This is a genomic window from Flavobacterium sp. FG68, assembly GCF_057808895.1.
In genome coordinates, this window is the sequence record NZ_JBMDIY010000005.1 from 116,953 (window position 1) to 137,394 (window position 20,442).

Sequence of the window (20,442 nt, forward strand, 5' to 3'; positions counted from 1 at the left end):
TAATTTGTCAGCTATTCTATTATATGTTAAATGTTTAAAAATTGAAATGCTATATAGTATCTCATGTAACAAAATTAATTTTGAAAATAGTAATTTTACAAAATGGAAGCACCGTTAGCCGAGCGTATTCGCCCACAGAAATTAGAGGATTATGTTAGTCAGAGTCATTTGGTTGGACCAAATGGTTCGTTGACACAGCAAATTTCAAAAGGAATAATTCCTTCACTTATTTTTTGGGGTCCGCCGGGAACAGGCAAAACAACTTTAGCACAAATTATTGCGCAGGAATCTAAACGTCCGTTTTATATTTTGAGTGCCATTAATTCTGGAGTTAAAGATATTCGAGACGTAATCGAAAAAGCAAAACAAAGCGGCGGTTTATTTACTGCCAAAAACCCAATTTTGTTTATTGATGAGATTCACCGATTTAGTAAATCGCAGCAAGATTCACTTTTAGCTGCTGTTGAAAAAGGATGGATCACACTTATTGGCGCAACTACAGAAAACCCAAGTTTTGAGGTTATTCCCGCATTATTATCGCGCTGTCAGGTCTATATACTAAATGCTTTTACAAAAGATGATTTAGAAGCCTTATTACATCGTGCAATGAAAATTGACGTAGAATTAGCATCTAAAAAAATCACTTTAAAAGAAACGGAAGCATTACTCCGACTTTCTGGCGGAGATGGCAGAAAACTGCTTAATATTTTTGAGCTTGTAGTTAATGCTTCTCCGAGCGACAACGTAATTATTACTAATGATCGTGTTTTTGAACTGGTTCAGCAAAATACTGTTTTGTATGACAAAACTGGTGAACAACATTATGATATTGTTTCTGCTTTTATAAAATCAATAAGAGGAAGCGATCCAAATGGCGCCGTTTACTGGCTGGCAAGAATGATTGAAGGTGGTGAAGATGTAAAATTTATTGCTCGCAGAATGCTGATTTTATCTAGTGAAGATATTGGAAATGCAAACCCTACGGCGTTTATTATGGCTAATAATACTTTTCAGGCGGTTTCAACGATTGGTTATCCGGAAAGCAGAATTATATTAAGCCAATGCGCTATATATCTGGCAACATCTCCAAAAAGCAATGCATCTTATATGGCAATTGGAAATGCACAGCAATTGGTAAAACAAACTGGAGATTTACCAGTTCCAATTCATTTACGAAATGCTCCAACAAAATTGATGAAAGAATTGGGATATGGCGAAGACTATAAATACTCGCATGACTATGCAAATAATTTTGCCGAGCAAGAATTTCTACCCGATGCCATAAAAGAAACGGTTCTTTACAATCCTGGAAGCAATTCTAGAGAGAACAGCAACCGCGAATTTTTAAAGAACCGTTGGAAAGATAAATATGGTTATTAAACCACTATATATTTTAGAATTTTACAGAAACTTTTTCTGAAATCAATTTATCATTTTGATAATACTCAAAATACCATTGATTGTCTTTTGCGTTTAAAGATCCCTGAATTCCATCTTTAATGGCAATAAAAGAATCTGCACGCGAAGTTTTCAATAATTTCATTACCACTTTTGGTGTTTTATCAATTAACTGAAACCCATTTTCTGTTGGCTGTGCATACAATAAATTGGGATCTGAAAGATTAACTACAGGTTTCTCTTCAACTGGAGCACTGCTAACTACTGCTGCAGCAACTGGAGCCACAGCTTGCGTTACAGTAGAAGAAGTTGAAGAAGCAGTTTTTCCATTATATTTATAGTGCAGTCCAATAACAGATACAAATGCGCCTTCAAGACTTTCTTTATACGCTACTTCGTAGTCCTTCTCCCTGCTCTTTCCAGTTTCAGAAGTATAAATTACTTTTCCGTAGCAGTCTTTAAACTGAATAAAAAGTTTTGTTACTAAAAAAGCATTATCTCTTTTAACATCAATATACAAAAGCTCACATCTATCAATTCCTCCAGGTATTTGCTCATTAGTATAATAAGCCTCAAATCCTGCTTTAAGTAAATTTGATTTAGTTAAAGTAGCTAATCGATATTGATTGTCTGTTTTGATAAAATCATATTTAAGAGGAATTATAACTGCTTTATAATCGTTAACAGATTGCGAAAATCCAATAGCCGAACAAAATAGTAAAGCTAGTAAAACTTTTATTTTCATAATTATAGGTATTTTTTTAGTTCTAGTAAATGATTAATTTGTTTTAAATTTTTAGGAACATCAATATTTCTGATGTTAAAGAAAATAGCATCCATCCCAGCGTTTAAAGCGCCATTAACATCTGCATCAAAATCGTCTCCAATCATGACACTTTTTTCTTTTGAAGCCTGAGCCAAATTGACAGCATAATCAAAGATAATACTATTTGGTTTTTTAACTCCGGCTAATTCAGAATTTGTAATGGTACTGAAATATCCGCCAAGCGAAGCATTATTAATTTTCTTAGTTTGAACGTGTGCAAAACCATTTGTTATAATATGCAGCTTATATTTCGGTTTAAGATATTCTAAAACTTCAATTGCTCCATCAAAAAGATGATTATTGTCGGTCAAAAATTCGATATAATCTTTAGCAATCTGATCTATATTTTCATCTGAAATAGAATAATTTAACGCATTAAAAGAAAATTTTAATCGGTTATAACGTAATTCCTGATGCGTAATCTCATCATTTTGATACAATCTCCAGCATTCCTGATTTATGGGAACATATTTTTGAATAAAATCTTCAATTTTAATTTGTCCGAAATTATTTTTAAAAATGCGGTCAAATGCCATTTCTGAATTTTTATCAAAATCCCAAAGCGTGTGATCTAAATCAAAAAAAATGTCTGTAATGTTGGTATTCATAGATTAAAATATTCCTTCATCTACAAAACTATAATATTTTGTTTCAGTAATGATTATATGATCTAAAATTTTAACATCTACAATCTCCCCTCCAATCTTGATTTTATTTGTAATTTGTTTATCAGCATCACTTGGATTCAAATTTCCTGAAGGATGATTGTGACACAAAATCAAACCTGTAGCACGTTTTTCTAATGCTAATTTAAAAATCAATCGTATATCGACAACTGTTCCGGTAATTCCTCCTTTGCTTAATTGTGCCTTAGAAATTATTTTGTTTGAATTATCAAGAAAAATCACCCAAAATTCTTCATGAGGAAGTTCGCCAATAATTGGCTGCATTATCTCAAAGACAGCTTTACTAGACGTTATTTTCTTTAACTTTAATGTATCTTCTGCTCTCTGTCTCCTACTTAATTCTAAAGCAGCAATAATGGTAATCGCTTTTGCTTCACCTATTCCTTTAAATTGCATTAATTGAGAAATAGACATTTTTCCTAAAGAATTTAGATTTCCAGCACTAGCCAAAATCCTCTTACTTAATGCAACTGCCGATTCGTTACGACTCCCAGACCCAATTAAGATTGCTAATAATTCTGCGTCACTTAAAGCATCTTTTCCTTTAAGCATTAATTTTTCCCGAGGCTTATCATCTTCTGACCAATTTTTTATAGCAAAATGACCTCCTTCCATAATAATATATTTTAAGAAGCGAATATATTAAAAAAGAAGAAAAATCTTTCAAAAATATATTAAATTAAAAAAATGTGTCAACTGCAAAAAGCGATTGGCACATTTTCTAATTTTCAAATTGACAAATTTCCTAATTAATCAATTGTTTTACTTCATCAAAATTCAAACCTCCGTAATTGCCTGAACTCATTAATAAAAGTGCAGAATTATCTAAATTCAAATTGAATAAATAATCCTTAAATTCAGCTGGGTTTGTATAAATAATTAAATCTTCTCTATTAAATGAAGTTGCTATTTGTTCGTACGTAACTTCTTCTAACTGCTTAATTTTCACAGCATCCGGAGAATAAAAAACAACTGCAACATCAGCATATTCTAGCGCGCCTTCATACTCTTTCAAAAATTCGGCATTTAAACTGCTATACGTATGCAATTCTAAACAAGCTACCAAAGTTCTGTTTGGATATTGCTCTTTTACTGCTTTTGTTGTCGCCGCAACTTTACTTGGCGAATGCGCAAAATCTTTGTAAGCAACTTTCCCTTTTCCTTCGGCAATTTTTTCTAAACGTTTAGAAGCACCTTTAAAACTAGCAATTGCCTCATAAAAATCGGCCTCATCAACGCCCATATTTTGGCAGATCCATTTAGCTCCGGCAAGATTATTTAAATTATGCGCTCCAAAAACTTCAATTGGCATATCGCCTTCTGGCGTTTTCAATAAAGTTACACCATCGCTAACCGAATATTCTGGCGTGTGGTAAGCTAATTTACGAATAGGATTTGTAGCAGCTTCAGAAACGCGTTTAACTTCAGGATCATTTTCGTTATAAACTAAAATTCCTCCGTTTGTAATTTTCGAAATAAAAATTTCAAATTGCTCTACATAATTTTCATACGTCGGAAACACATTGATATGATCCCATGCAATTCCCGAAATCAAAGCAATATTGGGCTGGTATAAATGAAACTTCGGACGACGATCTATTGGCGACGATAAATATTCATCTCCTTCTAAAACCATAAAATCATTTTCTTCAGTAAGATGCACCATCGTATCAAAACCTTCTAATTGTGCACCAACCATATAATCTACTTCAATGTTATGATAATGCATAACGTGCAAAATCATCGAAGTAATAGTAGTTTTTCCGTGCGAACCACCAATTACAACACGGGTTTTATTTTTAGATTGTTCGTATAAAAATTCTGGATAAGAATAAATTTTAAGTCCCAATTCCTGCGCTTTCAACAATTCCGGATTATCAGCTTTTGCATGCATTCCAAGAATTATGGCATCAATATCGGCAGTGATTTTTTCAGGAAACCAGCCCAGTTCAGCAGGAAGAATTCCTTTTTTCTCTAATCTTGATTTTGAAGGCTCAAAAATAGCATCATCGCTTCCTGTAACCTGATATCCTTTATTGTGCAATGCTAATGCTAAGTTGTGCATAGCGCTTCCGCCTATAGCGATGAAATGTGTTTTCATTTAAAATGTTTAATCGTTAAACTGTTTAATTGGTTAATCGAAAAAGCCAATAACTAATAAAACTCCAATAATTATTTTTCAAAAATAAGGAAATATAAAATGTGTTATTTCCTTTTATAGATAAATTAGTACTTTGTACGAAAAATATTTTTAAACCTTTCCCAACCTTTATCGAGAAACTGCCCTCTATAGATAAAAAGCACTTTATGAAAAATATACTATTTGTTTTATTATTGATTTCTACCACAATATTTGCACAGCAAAACGACAAAAAATGGGATAAAGTTGTAGATCTTGAAAATGATGGAAAAATTAAATCTGCAAATGAAATAGTCGAAAAAATTTATAAAGAAGCCGTTGCAGACAAAAATGAAGTCGAAATGATAAAATGCTTTTTTTATCAGTCTAAATATTTACAGGTTGTAGATGAAAATGCGCAAACTAAAATTTTAAATAATCTTAAAACAGAAATAAATCGCGTTTCAATTCCGTCAAAAGCAATTTTGAATTTGGTTTATGCAAAATGCCTTAATGATTATTATAGCCAAAACAGTTATACGATTAACAGAAGAACAAATACAGAAATTCTGGATGCTGATTTTTTGACCTGGACCACAACCAATTTCATGGATCAAATTAATCTGGCATTAAAACGAACTCTTGAAAATGAACAAATTTTAAAGAACACTCTTGTTATAAAATACGAACCTATTTTTGATTATTCGGCTTTAGAGAAAGACACAGAGCAAAATTTGTTTGATTATTTAATGAAAGAAAGTATTACTATTTATGTAACAAGACTTCAACAGCAATCTATCGATCAAACGGCATTTGAACCTTATAAAAAAGAACTTTTAGGAAATGCTGCAGGATTTATAAAATTGAATTTTGATTTTGTTGCGAGTCAGGATTTGCGTTTGTTATTATCATTATATCAAAAACAAGAAACGATAGAACCAACGCAAAAAAACCAATTTGAGCGCATGCAGTTTTTTAGAAACAAATCATTAATTACAGTAAATGATTATTTTACAGCTTTAGTGAATCTTCAAAAAACAGTAAAAAACGAATTGCTGATTCAAAAAATTCAACTGGAAAAAGTTTTTATTTTAAGCAATCAGGCTTCAAAAGAACTGCATCCGGATTATAATATTAAATCGATTGCCATTCTTGATAGTATCTTAAAAGTTGCCAACAGATCAAATGCGTATAAACTTGCTATTCAAAAAAAAGCAAATATTTTGTCTAAATCCTTATATGTACAGCTTCAAAAATACATGTATAATAATGAAAATACGAGAGCTTTTATTCGTTATAAAAATGTTGATCGTTTAAAAGTTTCTTTCTATAAAATCAGTCACAAAGAACTTCTTGAATATAAAAAATCGTATAATAAAAGAGACCGTTTAACAAATGCACTTATTTTAAAAAGACAAGCTTTTGCGAGTAAAGAGTATTCTCTTCCAAACAAAAAAGACTATTTTCAATACACGACCGAAATACTTTTGCCCAACTTAAAAACAGGATCGTATCTGGTTTATTTTGAAAGTGATTCTGATTTAAAAGACACAAAAGCTTTTGCTTATGAAATCATTACTTCGTCAAACCTAAGTGTTTTGGGGTCTCAAGACAGTTATGATGAAAAGTTTCAGGTTCTGGATCGAAAAACGGGTAAACCTATAGAAAATGTAACTATTAAATCAGCAAATTTTAGCATAAAAACGGCAAAAGACGGAATCGCAGTTTACAAACAAAAAAAACAAAATTCTACTTATGAAATGCTTGAATTGTTTACTGCAAACGATAGTATTTTAGTGCAAAAAAATTACCTCAATTACAATGCTGCATATTTAGATAAAGATGATGAAAATGCTGATTTTTCTGGAAAAGTCGAATTCTATCTCGACCGCGCCATTTATCGCCCGGGGCAAACTGTTTATTATAAAGGAATTTCAATTCAAAAAAAGCAAAACAAAAAAAGCGTTGTGGCGCAGACTTCTTTTACGCTGACTATTAAAGATCCTAATTATAGCACTTATAAGGAAATTGAAGTTATAACAAATGAATTTGGTTCTTTTTCGGGCGAATTTGTACTTCCAAAAACTGGTTTAACGGGAACTTTTAGAATGACTGCCGAAGAACCTTCTGACGCAGAAAAAGATGTTAATTATAATAAAGAAGAAGCAGAACATCCGTTTTGGGATTATGTTGATTTAGAAACTTCTGAAATAGATTTTAGGGTTGAAGAATACAAACGCCCAAAGTTTGAAGTTACGTTTGAACCTAAAAAAGAAACTTTTCAGGTTAATCAATCTATAAAAGTAAAAGGACTTGCAAAAGCTTTTGCAGGAAGCACAATTTCTGATGCAAAAGTTACTTACACCGTAACCCGATATACCAGTTATGTTAGACGACATTTTGCTCAGCAAGAAAATGAAACTTTAATTACCGGCGAAACAAAAACCGATGCAGATGGAAAATTTGTAATTGATTTTGTTGCAGTACCATCTGAAGATAGCGATAAAACTAAACTTCCTGTTTTTAATTATCTTATTAAAGCAGAAGTCACTGATATAAACGGAGAAACACACGAAACACAGACAACTGTAAAAGTAGGTTATCATGATTTAGTTTTAGAAGCAGATATTAAATCTCAAATTGAAACCAAAGACAAAAATGAAATTACATTAACGAGCTGGAATTTAAATGATGAATTTTTAGCCGTAAAAGGCGAAATTAAAATCTTTTTTGTATCTCCATTTTCAACCAAATTCAAAAAAAGAGTCTGGCCAAAACCAGAAATTGATACGATTAGCAAAGCCGATTTTGAAAAATTATTTCCTTACGAACAAAACAATGAGGAATTTGATGATCTTGATGAAGTTTTACTTTATTCTAAAAAAGTAGATACTGAAAAAGATAAAAAAATTGCATTAGATTTTATCTCGAATTACAAATCGGGGAATTATAAAATTGTCTTTTCTGCAAAAGACAGTTTTAATAATGATATTGAATCTTCAACAGATTTTCAAATTATGCAAAGTAAAGACAAGTATCTCACGAGTACTTTATTTACAGCAAAACAAATAAATGAAGATGCAAAAAAGGATGGTTTTGTTTTGCTGAAAATAACTTCGGTAATTCCTGAACTTTATATTTCGACTTTAGGAAATTATAATAGTCAAATCTTTTTTGAAAAAACTATTCATTTAGATAATAATGAAGCTACTGTAAAAATTCCGTTAAAAACCGTATTTGAAGAAGCTGTAAAATTAAGTTTTCAAAGTGTTTTTGAAAACGAAACGTTTACATCTCAAATCGATGTTGTTTTAAAATCGATAATCCCTAAATTAGAATTTAATGTAGAAACATTTAGAAGTAAAATAGAACCCGGAAGCAGCGAAAACTGGGCTTTCAAATTAAAATCAAACGGCACAAAAAAAGAAGCCGAAGTTTTAGCTTCGATGTATGATAGTTCTCTGGATCAGTTTGCCAAAAAAGATTGGTACTTGCTGGATATCAATAAATACAACTATAACAGCGGCAACACAAAATCGACTTTGGGATTTGAGGAAACTTCATCTAATATTATCAATTTAAATCAGCCCTTAAATCGAATGGAACTTTTTAATGAAACTACTAAATTAATGTGGTTTGGATTCGATTTTAATAGCAAAAATACAAATATTCATCTTCAAAAAGAATATCAATTACAACTTGCCAGAAAAGCAAAAAAGCCACTTAATACAAAATTGATTTCTGGCGTTGTAACAGATATTTCCGGACTTCCGCTGCCGGGAGTTTCAATTGTTATTAAAGGAACCAAACGCGGAACTCAAAGTGATTTTGATGGTTATTATGAAATAGAAGCTACAGGAACAGAAGAACTTGTATTTAGTTATATTGGTTCTAAAAGCCAATCAATAATGGCCGAAAATAAAAAGATTATTGATGTTACTTTAATAAACGATTCTAGTCAATTAGAGGCAGTTGTTGTTACTGGATACGGTTTTAAAAGAGAAAAAAAATCACTTGCATATGCTATTTCAACTGTTAGCAGTCAAATTATTGAAGAAGATAATGATGTTTATTCTCTGTCAGGAAAAGTAGCTGGTGTCACAGTTATGCAAGATTCTATAAACGGTCCTGAATATTATTTTCAAGCGAAAAAAATCGTATTTACTCCGGGAAAGAAAATTGTAAGCGGTCTTACGTCAATGGTTGTTAACGAATCAACGTTGTATATAATTGATGGCAAAATATCATCTGAAAATATTTTTAAAAGTTTAAGTCCAAATGATCTTTTAGACATAGATTATTTAAATTATGAAAAAGCCGAAGTATTATACGGAAACAAAGGCGCAAATGGAGCAATACTTGTAACAACAAAAAATGCTTTAGAAGATTTGACTAAAGTAAAAGCCAGAAAAAATTTATCTGAAACGGCTTTCTTTTTACCTAATTTAAAAACGGATTCTAACGGAAAAGTAAGTTTCAATTTTACGTCTCCAGAAGCTTTAACGGCTTGGAAACTTCGCTTGTTTGCACATAATAAAGATGCTGTATCCGGGTATTTGCACAAAAGCGTTGTTACTCAAAAAGAATTGATGCTTTTACCTAATTTCCCTCGCTTTTTAAGAGAAAAAGATACGATTGTTATAAGTGCTAAAGTTTCAAATATTACAGCCGAGGCAAAAACCGGAATCGCCATTTTACAGTTTTTTGATGCTGTAACTATGCAGCCAATTGATGCTAAAATGATAAACGAAAAAAATGTTAGAAATTTTACAATTCCGCCGTATGGAAATACTGTTGCAAACTGGACCATTACAATTCCTGAAGGTTTGCAAGGTGTTCAGTATAAGATTTTAGCAAAATCAGGTAATTTTTCAGATGGAGAAGAAAACATCATTCCTGTTTTGACCAATAATATGCTCGTTACAGAAAGTATTCCGGTTTGGGTTCGTGAGAATTCAACAAAAGAATATACGTTTGAGAATTTAAAAAATAACAATTCAACCACTTTAAAAAATCATCAATTTACATTAGAATATACGTCAAATCCAACTTGGATTGCGATTCAGTCTTTACCGTATTTGATGGAATATGAACACGAATGCGCAGAACAAACCTTTGCTCGCTATTATGCAAATGCTTTGGCTTCTGAAATCATTTCAAGTAATCCTAAAATTGAAACTGTATTTGATGAATGGAGAAAGAACGGAAAATTAAATTCTAAATTAGAAGAAAACGAAGAATTGAAATCAATTATTTTGGCTGAAACACCTTGGTTAAATGATGCCCAAGACGAAGAAGAACAGAAAAAGAATACAGCTCTTTTATTTGATTTAGAAAAGATGAAGACCTCTCAAGAAGCTACTTTTAAAAAATTAAAACAAAAACAAAAAGATTCTGGAGGATTTGTCTGGTTTGATGGCGGCGAAGAAAGTCAATACATTACAAGACATATTTTGGCAGGTTTAGGTCATTTGTCAAAATTGAGTACAACACAAGAAACTAAAGAAATTGATGGCATTACTAAAAGTGGAATTCAGTTTATAGATAACGGTTTTTTAGAAGAATATCGAATTACAAACCGATATTATAAAAATACTAAAAAGATTGCCTGGACAAGTACTTTTACTAATTTGCATTATTTATATACCAGAAGTTTTTATTTAGAAAAATATCCCATTTCTGACACTTTAAAAAAGGTTACTAAATTGTATTTAGAGACTGCAAAAAAAGAATGGCTTGATTATTCACTTTACGAAAAAGGATTGGCCGCTTTAACTTTAAACCGTTTTGGAGAAAAAGAAACTGCTAAAAAAATCATCGAAAGTTTAAAAGAAACTTCTTCAAATAATGAAGATTGGGGAATGTACTGGATTGCCAACAAATCTGGCTGGTATTGGTATCAGGCGCCAATTGAAACTCAGGCTTTATTGATTGAGGCTTTCGCCGAAGTAACTAACGACACAAAATCTGTAGATGCGATGAAAGTCTGGTTGTTAAAAAACAAACAAACCAAAAACTGGCCAACAACAAAATCTACAACCGAAGCTATTTATGCTTTATTACTGCAAGGTACAGATTGGCTTTCTGTAAAAGATAATACGGTTATAAAATTAGGTGATGAAAAAATCATGACCAAAAAACTGGCCGAAAATCAAAAAGAAGCCGAAACTGGTTATATCAAATTAAACTGGAAAGGTGAAGAAGTTAAAAAAGAAATGGCTTCTATCAGCATTCAGAATAAATCAAAAGTTCCGGGATTTGGCGGTATTTACTGGCAGTATTTTGAAGATTTAGATAAGATTAAAAATAATTCGGGAGCAGTTTTATCTGTTTCAAAAGAATTATATGTAAAGAAAAGCACTTTGAAAGGAGATGAATTAGAAAGAATTACAGCAAAAAATTCTTTAAAAACCGGAGATTTGGTTACTGTACGTTTAATTATTGCTTCAAAAGAAGATACAGAATATGTCCATTTAAAAGATATGCGAGCTTCTTGTTTTGAACCTGTAAATGTTCTTTCACAATATCAATATTCAGATCGTTTAGGATATTATATGAGTACAAAAGATGCGGCAACACATTTCTTTTTTGACCGAATCAATAAAGGAACTTATGTTTTAGAATATGATATTCGAGTAAATAACAGCGGTGAATTCTCAAACGGAATTACAACAATTCAAAGTATGTATGCTCCGGAGTTTGCAAGTCATACAAAAGGAATTCGAGTAAAAGTTCAATAAAAATTCGAAAAAATAAATTCCAAATTCCAAAGAATGCCGGAAAAAACTATCCTAAAAAACCTGTCGGGTTTACTGAACCTGTATGTCAGGCTGAGCGAAGTCGAAGCCTTTTTTTAGCATACGAGCCTTCGACTTCGCTCAGGGTGACATTTTTTTTCAAAATTAAAATCAACAAAAAACCCGACAGATTTAAAATCTGTCGGGTTTACTTTTATCATAAAATTGAGATTATTTTGTAATCGTCAACTCGTCAATAATATTTTTAGCTCCAGCGTATTTGTCAATAATCCAAAGTACATAACGAATATCAACGTTAATAGTTCTTTGCAATTTAGGATCAAAAATAACGTCTCCGGCCATCGCCTCGATGTTTCCATCAAAAGCAATTCCAATTAATTCTCCTTTACCATTTAAAACTGGCGAACCTGAGTTTCCTCCAGTAATATCATTATCAGTTAAAAAGTTTACTGGCATGTAACCCGCTTTATCAGCATATTGACCAAAATCTTTTGCTTTGTTTAATTCTAACAAACGAGCTGGTAAATCAAATTCCTGATCTCCTGCTTTATACTTTTTCACCATGCTTTCCATAGTAGTATAATTGTTGATCGCAGCATCGTTACGAGGATCTGCAGGTAACGCACGAACTTTTCCGTAAGTTAATCTCAAAGTAGAGTTTGCATCTGGATATTTAATTGCGTTTAATTTCGATTCTCTTAAACCTTCCACTAATTCGCGGTAAGCAGTTGCAAAACCATCATCAGCTTTTGCCTGATCATCTGTTTTAGCACGGTATTTAGTCAATAAATCATTTGAGATAATATACAAAGGATCGTGTACAATTGCCAAAGGTTTTGGATCAGCCATAAATGCTAATACTTTTTCCTTAGTTGTAAAATAACTAATTTCAGTTGCTTTTGCTACGTCAGCAGTAAAGTCACCATTATTAGTAGTTTTCATTTTAGCAATTTCTGGAGCAAGTCCATATTCAGCAGCTTTAGAAGCATATAAATTTAATTGCGCTGTCAACACATCTTTTTCAAGCGGAGCATAAAAATTACCATAGATATTGTCAATCATTGTGTTGATCTTTGGCAACATCTCTGCTCTTTTTGCTTCATTTTCTTTATAGTAAGCTATTAACTCATTTCCTAAATTTGCTGGACCTGTCGCATAAGCAGAAGTACGTAAAAGCTGCGTTAAGTAATTATCGTGACGTGCTTTTAAGTTTGTTTCTCTGTAATAATCGTTAATAGTAGGAATTACATTTTCGTACTTATCTTTATTTGCAGGTTTACTTGCCCACTCATAAAATTTATCTTCCTGCTCTGATTTTGTATCTACCGTTCCTGCTTTTGTTAAAGCATCGATCATACCCTGACGGTTTTTCCAGTAATTTGCTGTCGAAGCATATTTAGATGCATATTTCAAACGAACTGTTGCATCTGTATCCATATACTTTTTCATTACATCCATTCCGGTTTTGGCACCTTCAACCCATGCAGGATAAGCATATTTTATATTTTGCTCAATTCCGCCCGCCGGCATCCAGCGATTTGTTCTTCCTGGGTAACCTAGAATCATGGCAAAATCATTTTCTTTCACCCCTTTAATACTTACAGGTAAATAATGTTTTGGCTGTAAAGGCACATTATCTTTTGAGTAAGCTGCAGGATTTCCGTCTTTATCAGCATATACTCTAAACATAGAGAAATCTCCAGTTTGACGAGGCCACTCCCAGTTATCAGTGTCTCCTCCAAATTTACCAACACTTTCCGGAGGTGTTCCCACTAAACGAACATCTGTGTAATCCTGGTAAACAAAATAGTAATATTCATTTCCTTGAAAGAAAGGACGAACAGAAACTGTATACTTTCCGTTTTCACTATTTTCTTTTTCAATTAAACTAATCTCTTGCTGAATGATTTTGTTTCTTTCAGTTTCGGTCATAGTATCATTTACTTTTGATAAAATTCTTTTAGAAACGTCGTCCATACGAACAAAGAAACGAACGTATAAAGATTTTGGTTTCATTTCGGCACTTTTTTCTTTTGCCCAAAAACCATCTTTCAAATAGTTTTGTTCTGCAGTAGAAAGTTCTGCAATCGCGTTATATCCGCAATGGTGGTTTGTTAAAACTAATCCGCTTTTAGAAACGATTTCAGCAGTACATCCACCATTAAACTGCACAATTGCATCTTTTAAACTATGATGGTTAATACTGTAAATTTCTTCGGCTGTTAATTGCAAGCCCATTTTCTCCATATCTCTATGGTTCAATCTTTCGATAAACATCAAGAACCACATTCCCTCATCAGCTCTTACAGGAAAAGCCATAAGGCACATGGTCAAGAATAAAACTATTTTTTTCATGTTATTTTGTTTAAGTACTGCGAATATAACTCATTTTCGCAAAAAAAATAAACATTCGATCTAAAAACAAAACATTATAAATAAATATGAAGATGATTTTGCGAAATTCATAATTTGATGAAAAAGAAAAATTATTAGAATATAAAAAGATAATAGTTAATTAAACTTATAAAATTCTAGATTTAATGAAATCATGATTTTAAATCTTAATAAAAATTGTAAAAATTAACTTTCAATTAAAAATATTTAATTTAATCTATTTCTTACAAATAATTATTCCTTTAATTTGCCTTTCTAATTAAAAAAATAAAAATGAAAAAATTATTAGTAGCAGTTGTACTATTAGTGACAACAATGATGAGTGCGCAAAAAGGATCAATTTTGCTTGGTGGAAATGTTGGATTTGGTTCCGAAAAAATTGGGGATGATAAATATGAAAACTTTGAATTTTCTCCAAAAGTAGGATACCAATTTACAGACAAATGGACTTTAGGAGTTGAAGGTTCAATCCTGAACTACAAAGAATCTGGATCTAAAAGAGAAGAAGCATACAGAGTTGGTGCTTTTACTCGTTACTCAGTGCCTCTTTCTGATTTATTTTCTTTCTACACTGATTTAGGAGTGGGATATCAGGAAAGAAGTATTGATAAAACTAAAGGTGTATATGCTAGTTTAACACCAGCCTTATTTATTAATATGAAAAATGGATTTGGTTTAAATTTCAATATTGGAGGTATTGGTTACGACAATCTTAGCGGAAAAGGAATTGCCAGAGAACAACGTTTTGGTTTTAATTTTGGGCAAAGTGTAAACTTTGGAATCTCTAAAAACTTTGGACTATAATTACATTAGGATTTAAGTTAGAAAGTAAAATCCTTTATACTTTTTGTTTTTTCGCGCAAAAAGTAAAAAACCCGACAATGAAAGTTGTCGGGTTTTTATATTTTATAATAAGCCGATTTTAATCGTTAAGCATTTTCCAAAGTTTATCCTTCAAATCTGTTAAACCTTGCTGTGCAACAGATGAAATAAACATGTACGGAATATCTTTAAACGAAACATCTAATTCTGCTTTCAATTCAGCTTTAAGTTCATCATCCAGCATATCACATTTTGAGATCACTAAAAGACGTTCTTTGTCCAGCATTTCCGGATTATACTTCGTTAATTCGTTAACCAAAATATCATATTCTGCTTTAATATCCGGCGTATCAACCGGAACTAAAAATAGCAAAGTCGAATTACGCTCAATATGGCGAAGGAAATAATGTCCTAAACCTTTTCCTTCGGCAGCACCTTCAATAATACCCGGAATATCTGCAATTACAAAAGATTGATAATCTCTGTAAGCTACAATTCCTAAGTTTGGTTTTAAAGTAGTAAAAGGATAATCAGCAATTTTTGGTTTTGCTGAAGTTAACACAGACAATAAAGTAGATTTTCCTGCATTAGGAAAACCAACCAATCCAACATCTGCCAGAACTTTAAGTTCCAGAATAACGTCCATTTCTAAACCTGGTAAACCTGGCTGCGCGTAACGCGGTGTTTGGTTTGTAGAACTTCTAAAATGCCAGTTTCCTAAACCTCCCTTTCCTCCTTTTGCAAGAATTCTTTTTTCACCGTCTTCTGTAATTTCAAAAAGTACTTCTCCCGTTTCCTTGTCTTTTACAACAGTTCCCAGCGGCACTTCAATAAATTTATCATCTCCATCTGCTCCCGTGCTTCGGTCTCCTCCACCGTCTCCACCGTGTCCGGCTTTAATATGACGCGCAAACTTTAAATGAAATAATGTCCAGAGTCCTTTATTTCCCACTAAATACACATGTCCGCCTCGACCGCCATCACCACCGTCCGGGCCGCCTTTTTCAATAAATTTCTCTCTATGTAAATGCGTAGATCCTTTTCCTCCTTTTCCGGACGAAACATATATCTTAACGTAATCTACAAAATTTCCTTCTGTCATTTTTCTGAATTTCAGATTTTAGATTTTAGATTTTAGATTGCTCTAAATTCTATGTCTAAACTCTATTTTATTTACTTTTCAGTCTCAATCCCATTTTTCAGCACAACCTGTGACTGAATACTGCGACTGAATACTATTTTCTTTTTTATTCTTTAAGCGCTTTTACAAGCACTTTATCAATCTTTACGCCGTCCATATCGACAACTTCTAAGATGAATTTTTGCCAAATTAGTTTTTCACCTTCTTTTGGAATATGTGAAAGTTCGGTCATAATCATTCCGCTTACGGTGTTTACTTCGTAATCGTTTGTTAGTTCATCTAATTCGAAATACGTTAAGAAATCGTGTAATGAATAATGTCCGTCAACCAGCCACGATCCATCTTCTCTTTCTATAAGCTGGAATTCATCTTTATAAAACTCAGATGCATCGCCAACTAAAGCTTCCAGAATATCATTCAAAGTAATTAAACCTTGAAAAACTCCATATTCATCAGAAACCAAAGCGTAATGAACACCTGTTTTTTTGAAATTTTCTAATGCTTTATAAGCTGTTGTCTGCTCCATTAAATATGGCGCATCAGAAATTATAGAAGCAAAATCAAAATTATCGTTTTCGATATTGGCAAATATATTTTTCAGCGTTACAACTCCAACAATGTCATCGTAGTTTTCATTGTAAACAGGATAAACGGTATGCAAATCCTGAACAACCAACTCTTTTATTTTTGTTTTATCAGCATTTAACGGAAGCATATCTACCGATTTTCGGTGCGTCATTAACGAACTTACTTTTCGGTCTCCAATGTGAAAAACACGCTCCACAATATCTTGTTCAATTTCCTGAACTTCGCCAACTTCTGTTCCTTCTTTAATGATGGCTTTAATTTCTTCCTCGGTAACTTTTCCGTCAGCAGTTGGTTTTATCTGCAAAACATTCAATAAAAAATCTGTTGAAGAAGTTAGTAACCAAATAAACGGTGCCGTGATAATGGAAATTACTTTCATTGGCATCGCCACCATTTTGGCAATTGATTCCGGATAATTTAATCCGATACGTTTTGGAAGTAATTCTCCTAAAACCAAAGAGAAGAACGTTAAAACTACAACCACGATCCCCACCGCAACCGAATGTGCATATGGTTTTAAAACTTCAAAACCACTCACAAATGTTTCTACATCTAATGTGATTTTATCACCAGAATAAATACCTGTCAAGATTCCAATTAAGGTAATTCCGATTTGTACCGTTGATAAAAATTTGTTTGGAGAATTCGCCAGATCAAGCGCTGTTTTAGCACTTTTGTTCCCTTTTTTTGCTGCTGTTTCCAGTCTATTTTTTCGTGCCGAAATCAATGCAATTTCAGACATTGAGAAAACTCCGTTTAATAGTATTAGAAAAAATATTATTAGTATTTCCAATGTTTAGTAGATTCGTTATTTGTTTGGTTCGTTGTTTGGTATAAATTCTTATTGTTCTTTTTTAGCCCAGATGGAAGTGAAGAGCCCGGAGCTAAAAAAACTAATTTTTCCTGCCAGAAAACAGCGACCAGCGGAAGCTCGTTTTATGGTTTGGAAAAATAGTTTTTTTAGCGTCCCGATAGCTATCGGGACTTCACGTACAGCTGGATTAGCTTCTACAAATTATCTATAACTGACGTTAAGCGTTCTGTAATTTCTTCGATAGTTCCAATTCCGTTTACGGCGTGAAACTTATTCTGCTCTTTATAATATCCAATTAATGGAGCCGTTTTTTCATTGTATTCCTGATATCTTACACGAATTTTTTCTTCGTCCTGATCATCTGGTCTTCCGCTTGTTTTTCCTCTTTCCAGTAAACGTGCTACTAAAATTTCGTCATCAGCCTCTAATGCAATTGTTGCTGTTACGCTTGAACCAATTGTTGGTAAAAATTTATCTAATGCCTCGGCCTGATCTAAAGTTCTTGGATATCCGTCGAACAAAAATCCTGCGCTTTCCGGGTGTTTATTTACTTCGTCAATTAACATTGCTGTTGTTACTTCGCACGGAACTAGTTCTCCGTTATCCATAAAAACTCTTGCTTTTTTACCTAGTTCAGTATCATTTTTTAAATTAAAACGGAAAATATCTCCTGTAGAAAGGTGTGTTAAATTGTATTTTTCTTTTAAAAATTCTGCCTGAGTTCCTTTTCCTGCTCCAGGCTTTCCAAATAAAACAATGTTAATCATAGTACGTTTGAGTTGTGTAACTTCTTATTTTTAAAAGAAGTTTAAAATGAATATATAGTTGTGTTTGTTTAATGTTATTCTGCTAATTTATATACTTCGGTCAGGTTTCTGCCTAAACCATCATAGTCTAATCCGTAGCCAACGATAAATTTATTCGGTATTCTGATTCCGATATAATCTATCTTAATATCTTTTTTATAAGCTTCTGGTTTAAAGAACAAAGTAGCCACTTTAAAGTGTTTTACATTTTGTGCTTTAAATAAATGTTTTAATTCTTCAAGCGTATTTCCTGTATCTATAATATCTTCGATAATAACAACGCTTCTTCCAGACAAATCCTGATTGATTCCAATCAATTCTTTAACTGAATTTGTTGTTTCAGTTCCTTCATAAGAAGCCATTTTGACAAATGAAACCTCGCAAGGACTTTTATATTTTTTTAGAAAATCGGCAACCACCATAAAGGCACCATTCAAAACTCCAATAAAAATTGGAGTATCATCTCCAAAATCATCTTCTACTTGTGCAACTAATTTGGTTAAAGCAAAATCAATTTCCTTAGCCGAAATAAACGGAACAAATTGTTTATCGTGAAGTTGTATCATTATTTTTAAATTTAAAATAATGGACAAAGATACAGAATTACAACCAATCTGCCCACATGAAAATAGAATCGAAAGATGACTTTTTTACGAATGTTAAATATCAGTTAATAATTACAAAATCGTTCTTGCAGCTACTTTTTAATTTACTAAATTGTTGTTGAATAATCATTTAACTCCAAATTCCAATGAAGAATTACTTACCACTATTTTCTATATCCTTATTAATTTTAATGACTTCCTGTAACGGACAAGTTAAAAAAGAAGAAAAAGAAGCACTGGCAAAACAACCGGGAAATGTTGTAAAAACTGCTGTTGGCGACATTACGCTTCCGCCGCCATATGCCACTGAATCTAAAACGAATAACAGCAAAGTTATTGGATGGCCAAACGGTGTTACGCCAAAAGCTCCTGAAGGATTTACGGTTACGAAATTTGCAGACGGTTTTGAAAACCCTCGCTGGACTTATATTGCGCCAAACAGTGATATTTTTGTTGTTGAAAGCGGAACACGCGCCAGTAAAAATCAAATCACGGTTTTGCGTGATAAAGACAAAGACGGAAAGTTTGAAACTCGTGAAGTTTTCATTAAAGATTTAAATAAACCTTTTGGAATGTTGGTTTTAAAGGACTTTTTCTACATTGCAAATACCGACGGATTATACCGTTATCCTTATAAAAATAATCCGCTGAAACTGGAAACTAAAGGCGAAAAAATTCTTGAACTTCCTGCCGGAGGTTACAACAATCACTGGACCAGAAATTTATTAGCAAGCCCTGACGGAAGCAAAATTTATGTTTCTGTAGGTTCAGGAAGTAACAATGCTGAACATGGTGTGGATAAAGAAGTGCGCCGTGCCGGAATTCTTGAAATTAATCCTGACGGAACCGGCGAAAAAATCTATGCTTCGGGTCTTAGAAATCCGGTTGGAATGGATTGGAATCCTGTTAATAAAGAACTTTGGACAGCTGTAAATGAACGTGATGATCTGGGAGACGATTTAGTTCCGGATTATATTACGAGTGTAAAAAAAGATGGTTTTTACGGATGGCCTTATTCTTATTTTGGAAGTATTCCTGATCCAAGAATGAAAGGCGAAAGAAAAGATTTGGTAGAAAAAGCAATTGTCCCTGATGTTCCTGTTGGTGCGCATACTGCTTCACTTGGATTGGCTTTTTATACTAAAAATGCATTCCCGGCGAAGTATAAAAATGGCGCTTTTGTTGGACAGCATGGTTCTTGGAACCGTTCTAAAATTTCAGGTTATAAAGTGCTGTTTGTTCCTTTTAAAGATGGAAAACCATCGGGAAAACCAGAAGATTTTTTAACTGGTTTTGTTTCGGATGAAAATAAAGCTGAAGTTTACGGACGTCCGGTTGCAGTTACGGTTATGAACGACGGATCGCTTTTAGTAAATGATGACAGTGGAAATACGATTTGGAAGGTTACAGCGAATAAATAAATTCCAAATTAAAAATTCCAAATTCCAATTTGTACAGATAATTTAAACATATAGAAACATAGAT

13 protein-coding genes are annotated in these 20,442 nt (G+C 32.7%); 4 read left to right on the forward strand and 9 right to left on the reverse strand.

The genetic code is table 11. From position 1 onward, the window contains the following. Nucleotides 1-102 precede the first annotated feature (102 nt). The gene (locus ACODSB_RS05060) at nt 103-1,380 is read left to right on the forward strand and encodes a replication-associated recombination protein A (RefSeq protein WP_053470818.1); all 1,278 of its coding nucleotides are present in this window, start codon (nt 103-105) and stop codon (nt 1,378-1,380) included. Nucleotides 1,381-1,393: 13 nt separating this feature from the next. Here ACODSB_RS05060 and ACODSB_RS05065 read toward each other — a convergent pair whose 3' ends face one another. The 4 genes from ACODSB_RS05065 to ACODSB_RS05080 form a co-directional block, all read right to left on the reverse strand. Further along, on the reverse strand, nt 1,394-2,143 hold the full coding sequence (locus ACODSB_RS05065) for a hypothetical protein (protein WP_488936217.1): 750 nt from the start codon (nt 2,141-2,143) through the stop codon (nt 1,394-1,396). A gap of 2 nt (nt 2,144-2,145) precedes the next feature. After that, nucleotides 2,146-2,832 carry a YjjG family noncanonical pyrimidine nucleotidase gene (locus ACODSB_RS05070; protein WP_488936218.1) on the reverse strand — a complete coding sequence of 229 codons (687 nt, stop codon included), beginning with the start codon at nt 2,830-2,832 and terminating at the stop codon, nt 2,146-2,148. 3 nt (nt 2,833-2,835) lie between these two features. Further along, nucleotides 2,836-3,525, reverse strand: a complete 690-nt coding sequence (gene radC, locus ACODSB_RS05075; protein ID WP_488936219.1) for a RadC family protein — start codon at nt 3,523-3,525, stop codon at nt 2,836-2,838. A 130-nt stretch (nt 3,526-3,655) separates the two neighbouring features. Beyond that, nucleotides 3,656-5,011 carry a UDP-N-acetylmuramate--L-alanine ligase gene (locus ACODSB_RS05080; RefSeq protein ID WP_488936220.1) on the reverse strand — a complete coding sequence of 452 codons (1,356 nt, stop codon included), beginning with the start codon at nt 5,009-5,011 and terminating at the stop codon, nt 3,656-3,658. A gap of 206 nt (nt 5,012-5,217) precedes the next feature. Between ACODSB_RS05080 and ACODSB_RS05085 the strand changes: the two genes are divergently transcribed. Next, the gene (locus ACODSB_RS05085; RefSeq protein ID WP_488936221.1) at nt 5,218-11,769 is read left to right on the forward strand and encodes an alpha-2-macroglobulin family protein; all 6,552 of its coding nucleotides are present in this window, start codon (nt 5,218-5,220) and stop codon (nt 11,767-11,769) included. A 228-nt stretch (nt 11,770-11,997) separates the two neighbouring features. Here the strand turns inward: ACODSB_RS05085 and ACODSB_RS05090 are convergent, their stop codons facing one another. Further along, nucleotides 11,998-14,142 (reverse strand): S46 family peptidase, encoded by a 2,145-nt coding sequence (locus ACODSB_RS05090; protein WP_488936222.1) that lies wholly within the window; start codon nt 14,140-14,142, stop codon nt 11,998-12,000. Between the two features lie 312 nt (nt 14,143-14,454). On the opposite strand from ACODSB_RS05090, the gene ACODSB_RS05095 reads away from it, so the two are divergent. Continuing rightward, a complete protein-coding gene (locus ACODSB_RS05095; protein ID WP_053470811.1) occupies nt 14,455-14,985 on the forward strand; it encodes an outer membrane beta-barrel protein in 531 nt (176 codons plus the stop codon). A 118-nt stretch (nt 14,986-15,103) separates the two neighbouring features. Here ACODSB_RS05095 and obgE read toward each other — a convergent pair whose 3' ends face one another. The 4 genes from obgE to hpt all read right to left on the reverse strand — a co-directional run bounded on the left by obgE (nt 15,104) and on the right by hpt (nt 18,918). Then, a complete protein-coding gene (gene obgE, locus ACODSB_RS05100; protein ID WP_180861082.1) occupies nt 15,104-16,105 on the reverse strand; it encodes a GTPase ObgE in 1,002 nt (333 codons plus the stop codon). Between the two features lie 145 nt (nt 16,106-16,250). Then, entirely contained in the window at nt 16,251-17,525 is a 1,275-nt protein-coding gene (locus ACODSB_RS05105) for a hemolysin family protein (protein WP_408611614.1), read from the reverse strand. 215 nt (nt 17,526-17,740) lie between these two features. Beyond that, entirely contained in the window at nt 17,741-18,313 is a 573-nt protein-coding gene (locus ACODSB_RS05110; RefSeq protein WP_053470808.1) for an adenylate kinase, read from the reverse strand. Nucleotides 18,314-18,387: 74 nt separating this feature from the next. Beyond that, nucleotides 18,388-18,918 carry a hypoxanthine phosphoribosyltransferase gene (gene hpt, locus ACODSB_RS05115; RefSeq protein WP_488936223.1) on the reverse strand — a complete coding sequence of 177 codons (531 nt, stop codon included), beginning with the start codon at nt 18,916-18,918 and terminating at the stop codon, nt 18,388-18,390. Nucleotides 18,919-19,103: 185 nt separating this feature from the next. On the opposite strand from hpt, the gene ACODSB_RS05120 reads away from it, so the two are divergent. Next, nucleotides 19,104-20,378 (forward strand): PQQ-dependent sugar dehydrogenase, encoded by a 1,275-nt coding sequence (locus ACODSB_RS05120; protein WP_488936224.1) that lies wholly within the window; start codon nt 19,104-19,106, stop codon nt 20,376-20,378. Nucleotides 20,379-20,442 lie beyond the last annotated feature (64 nt).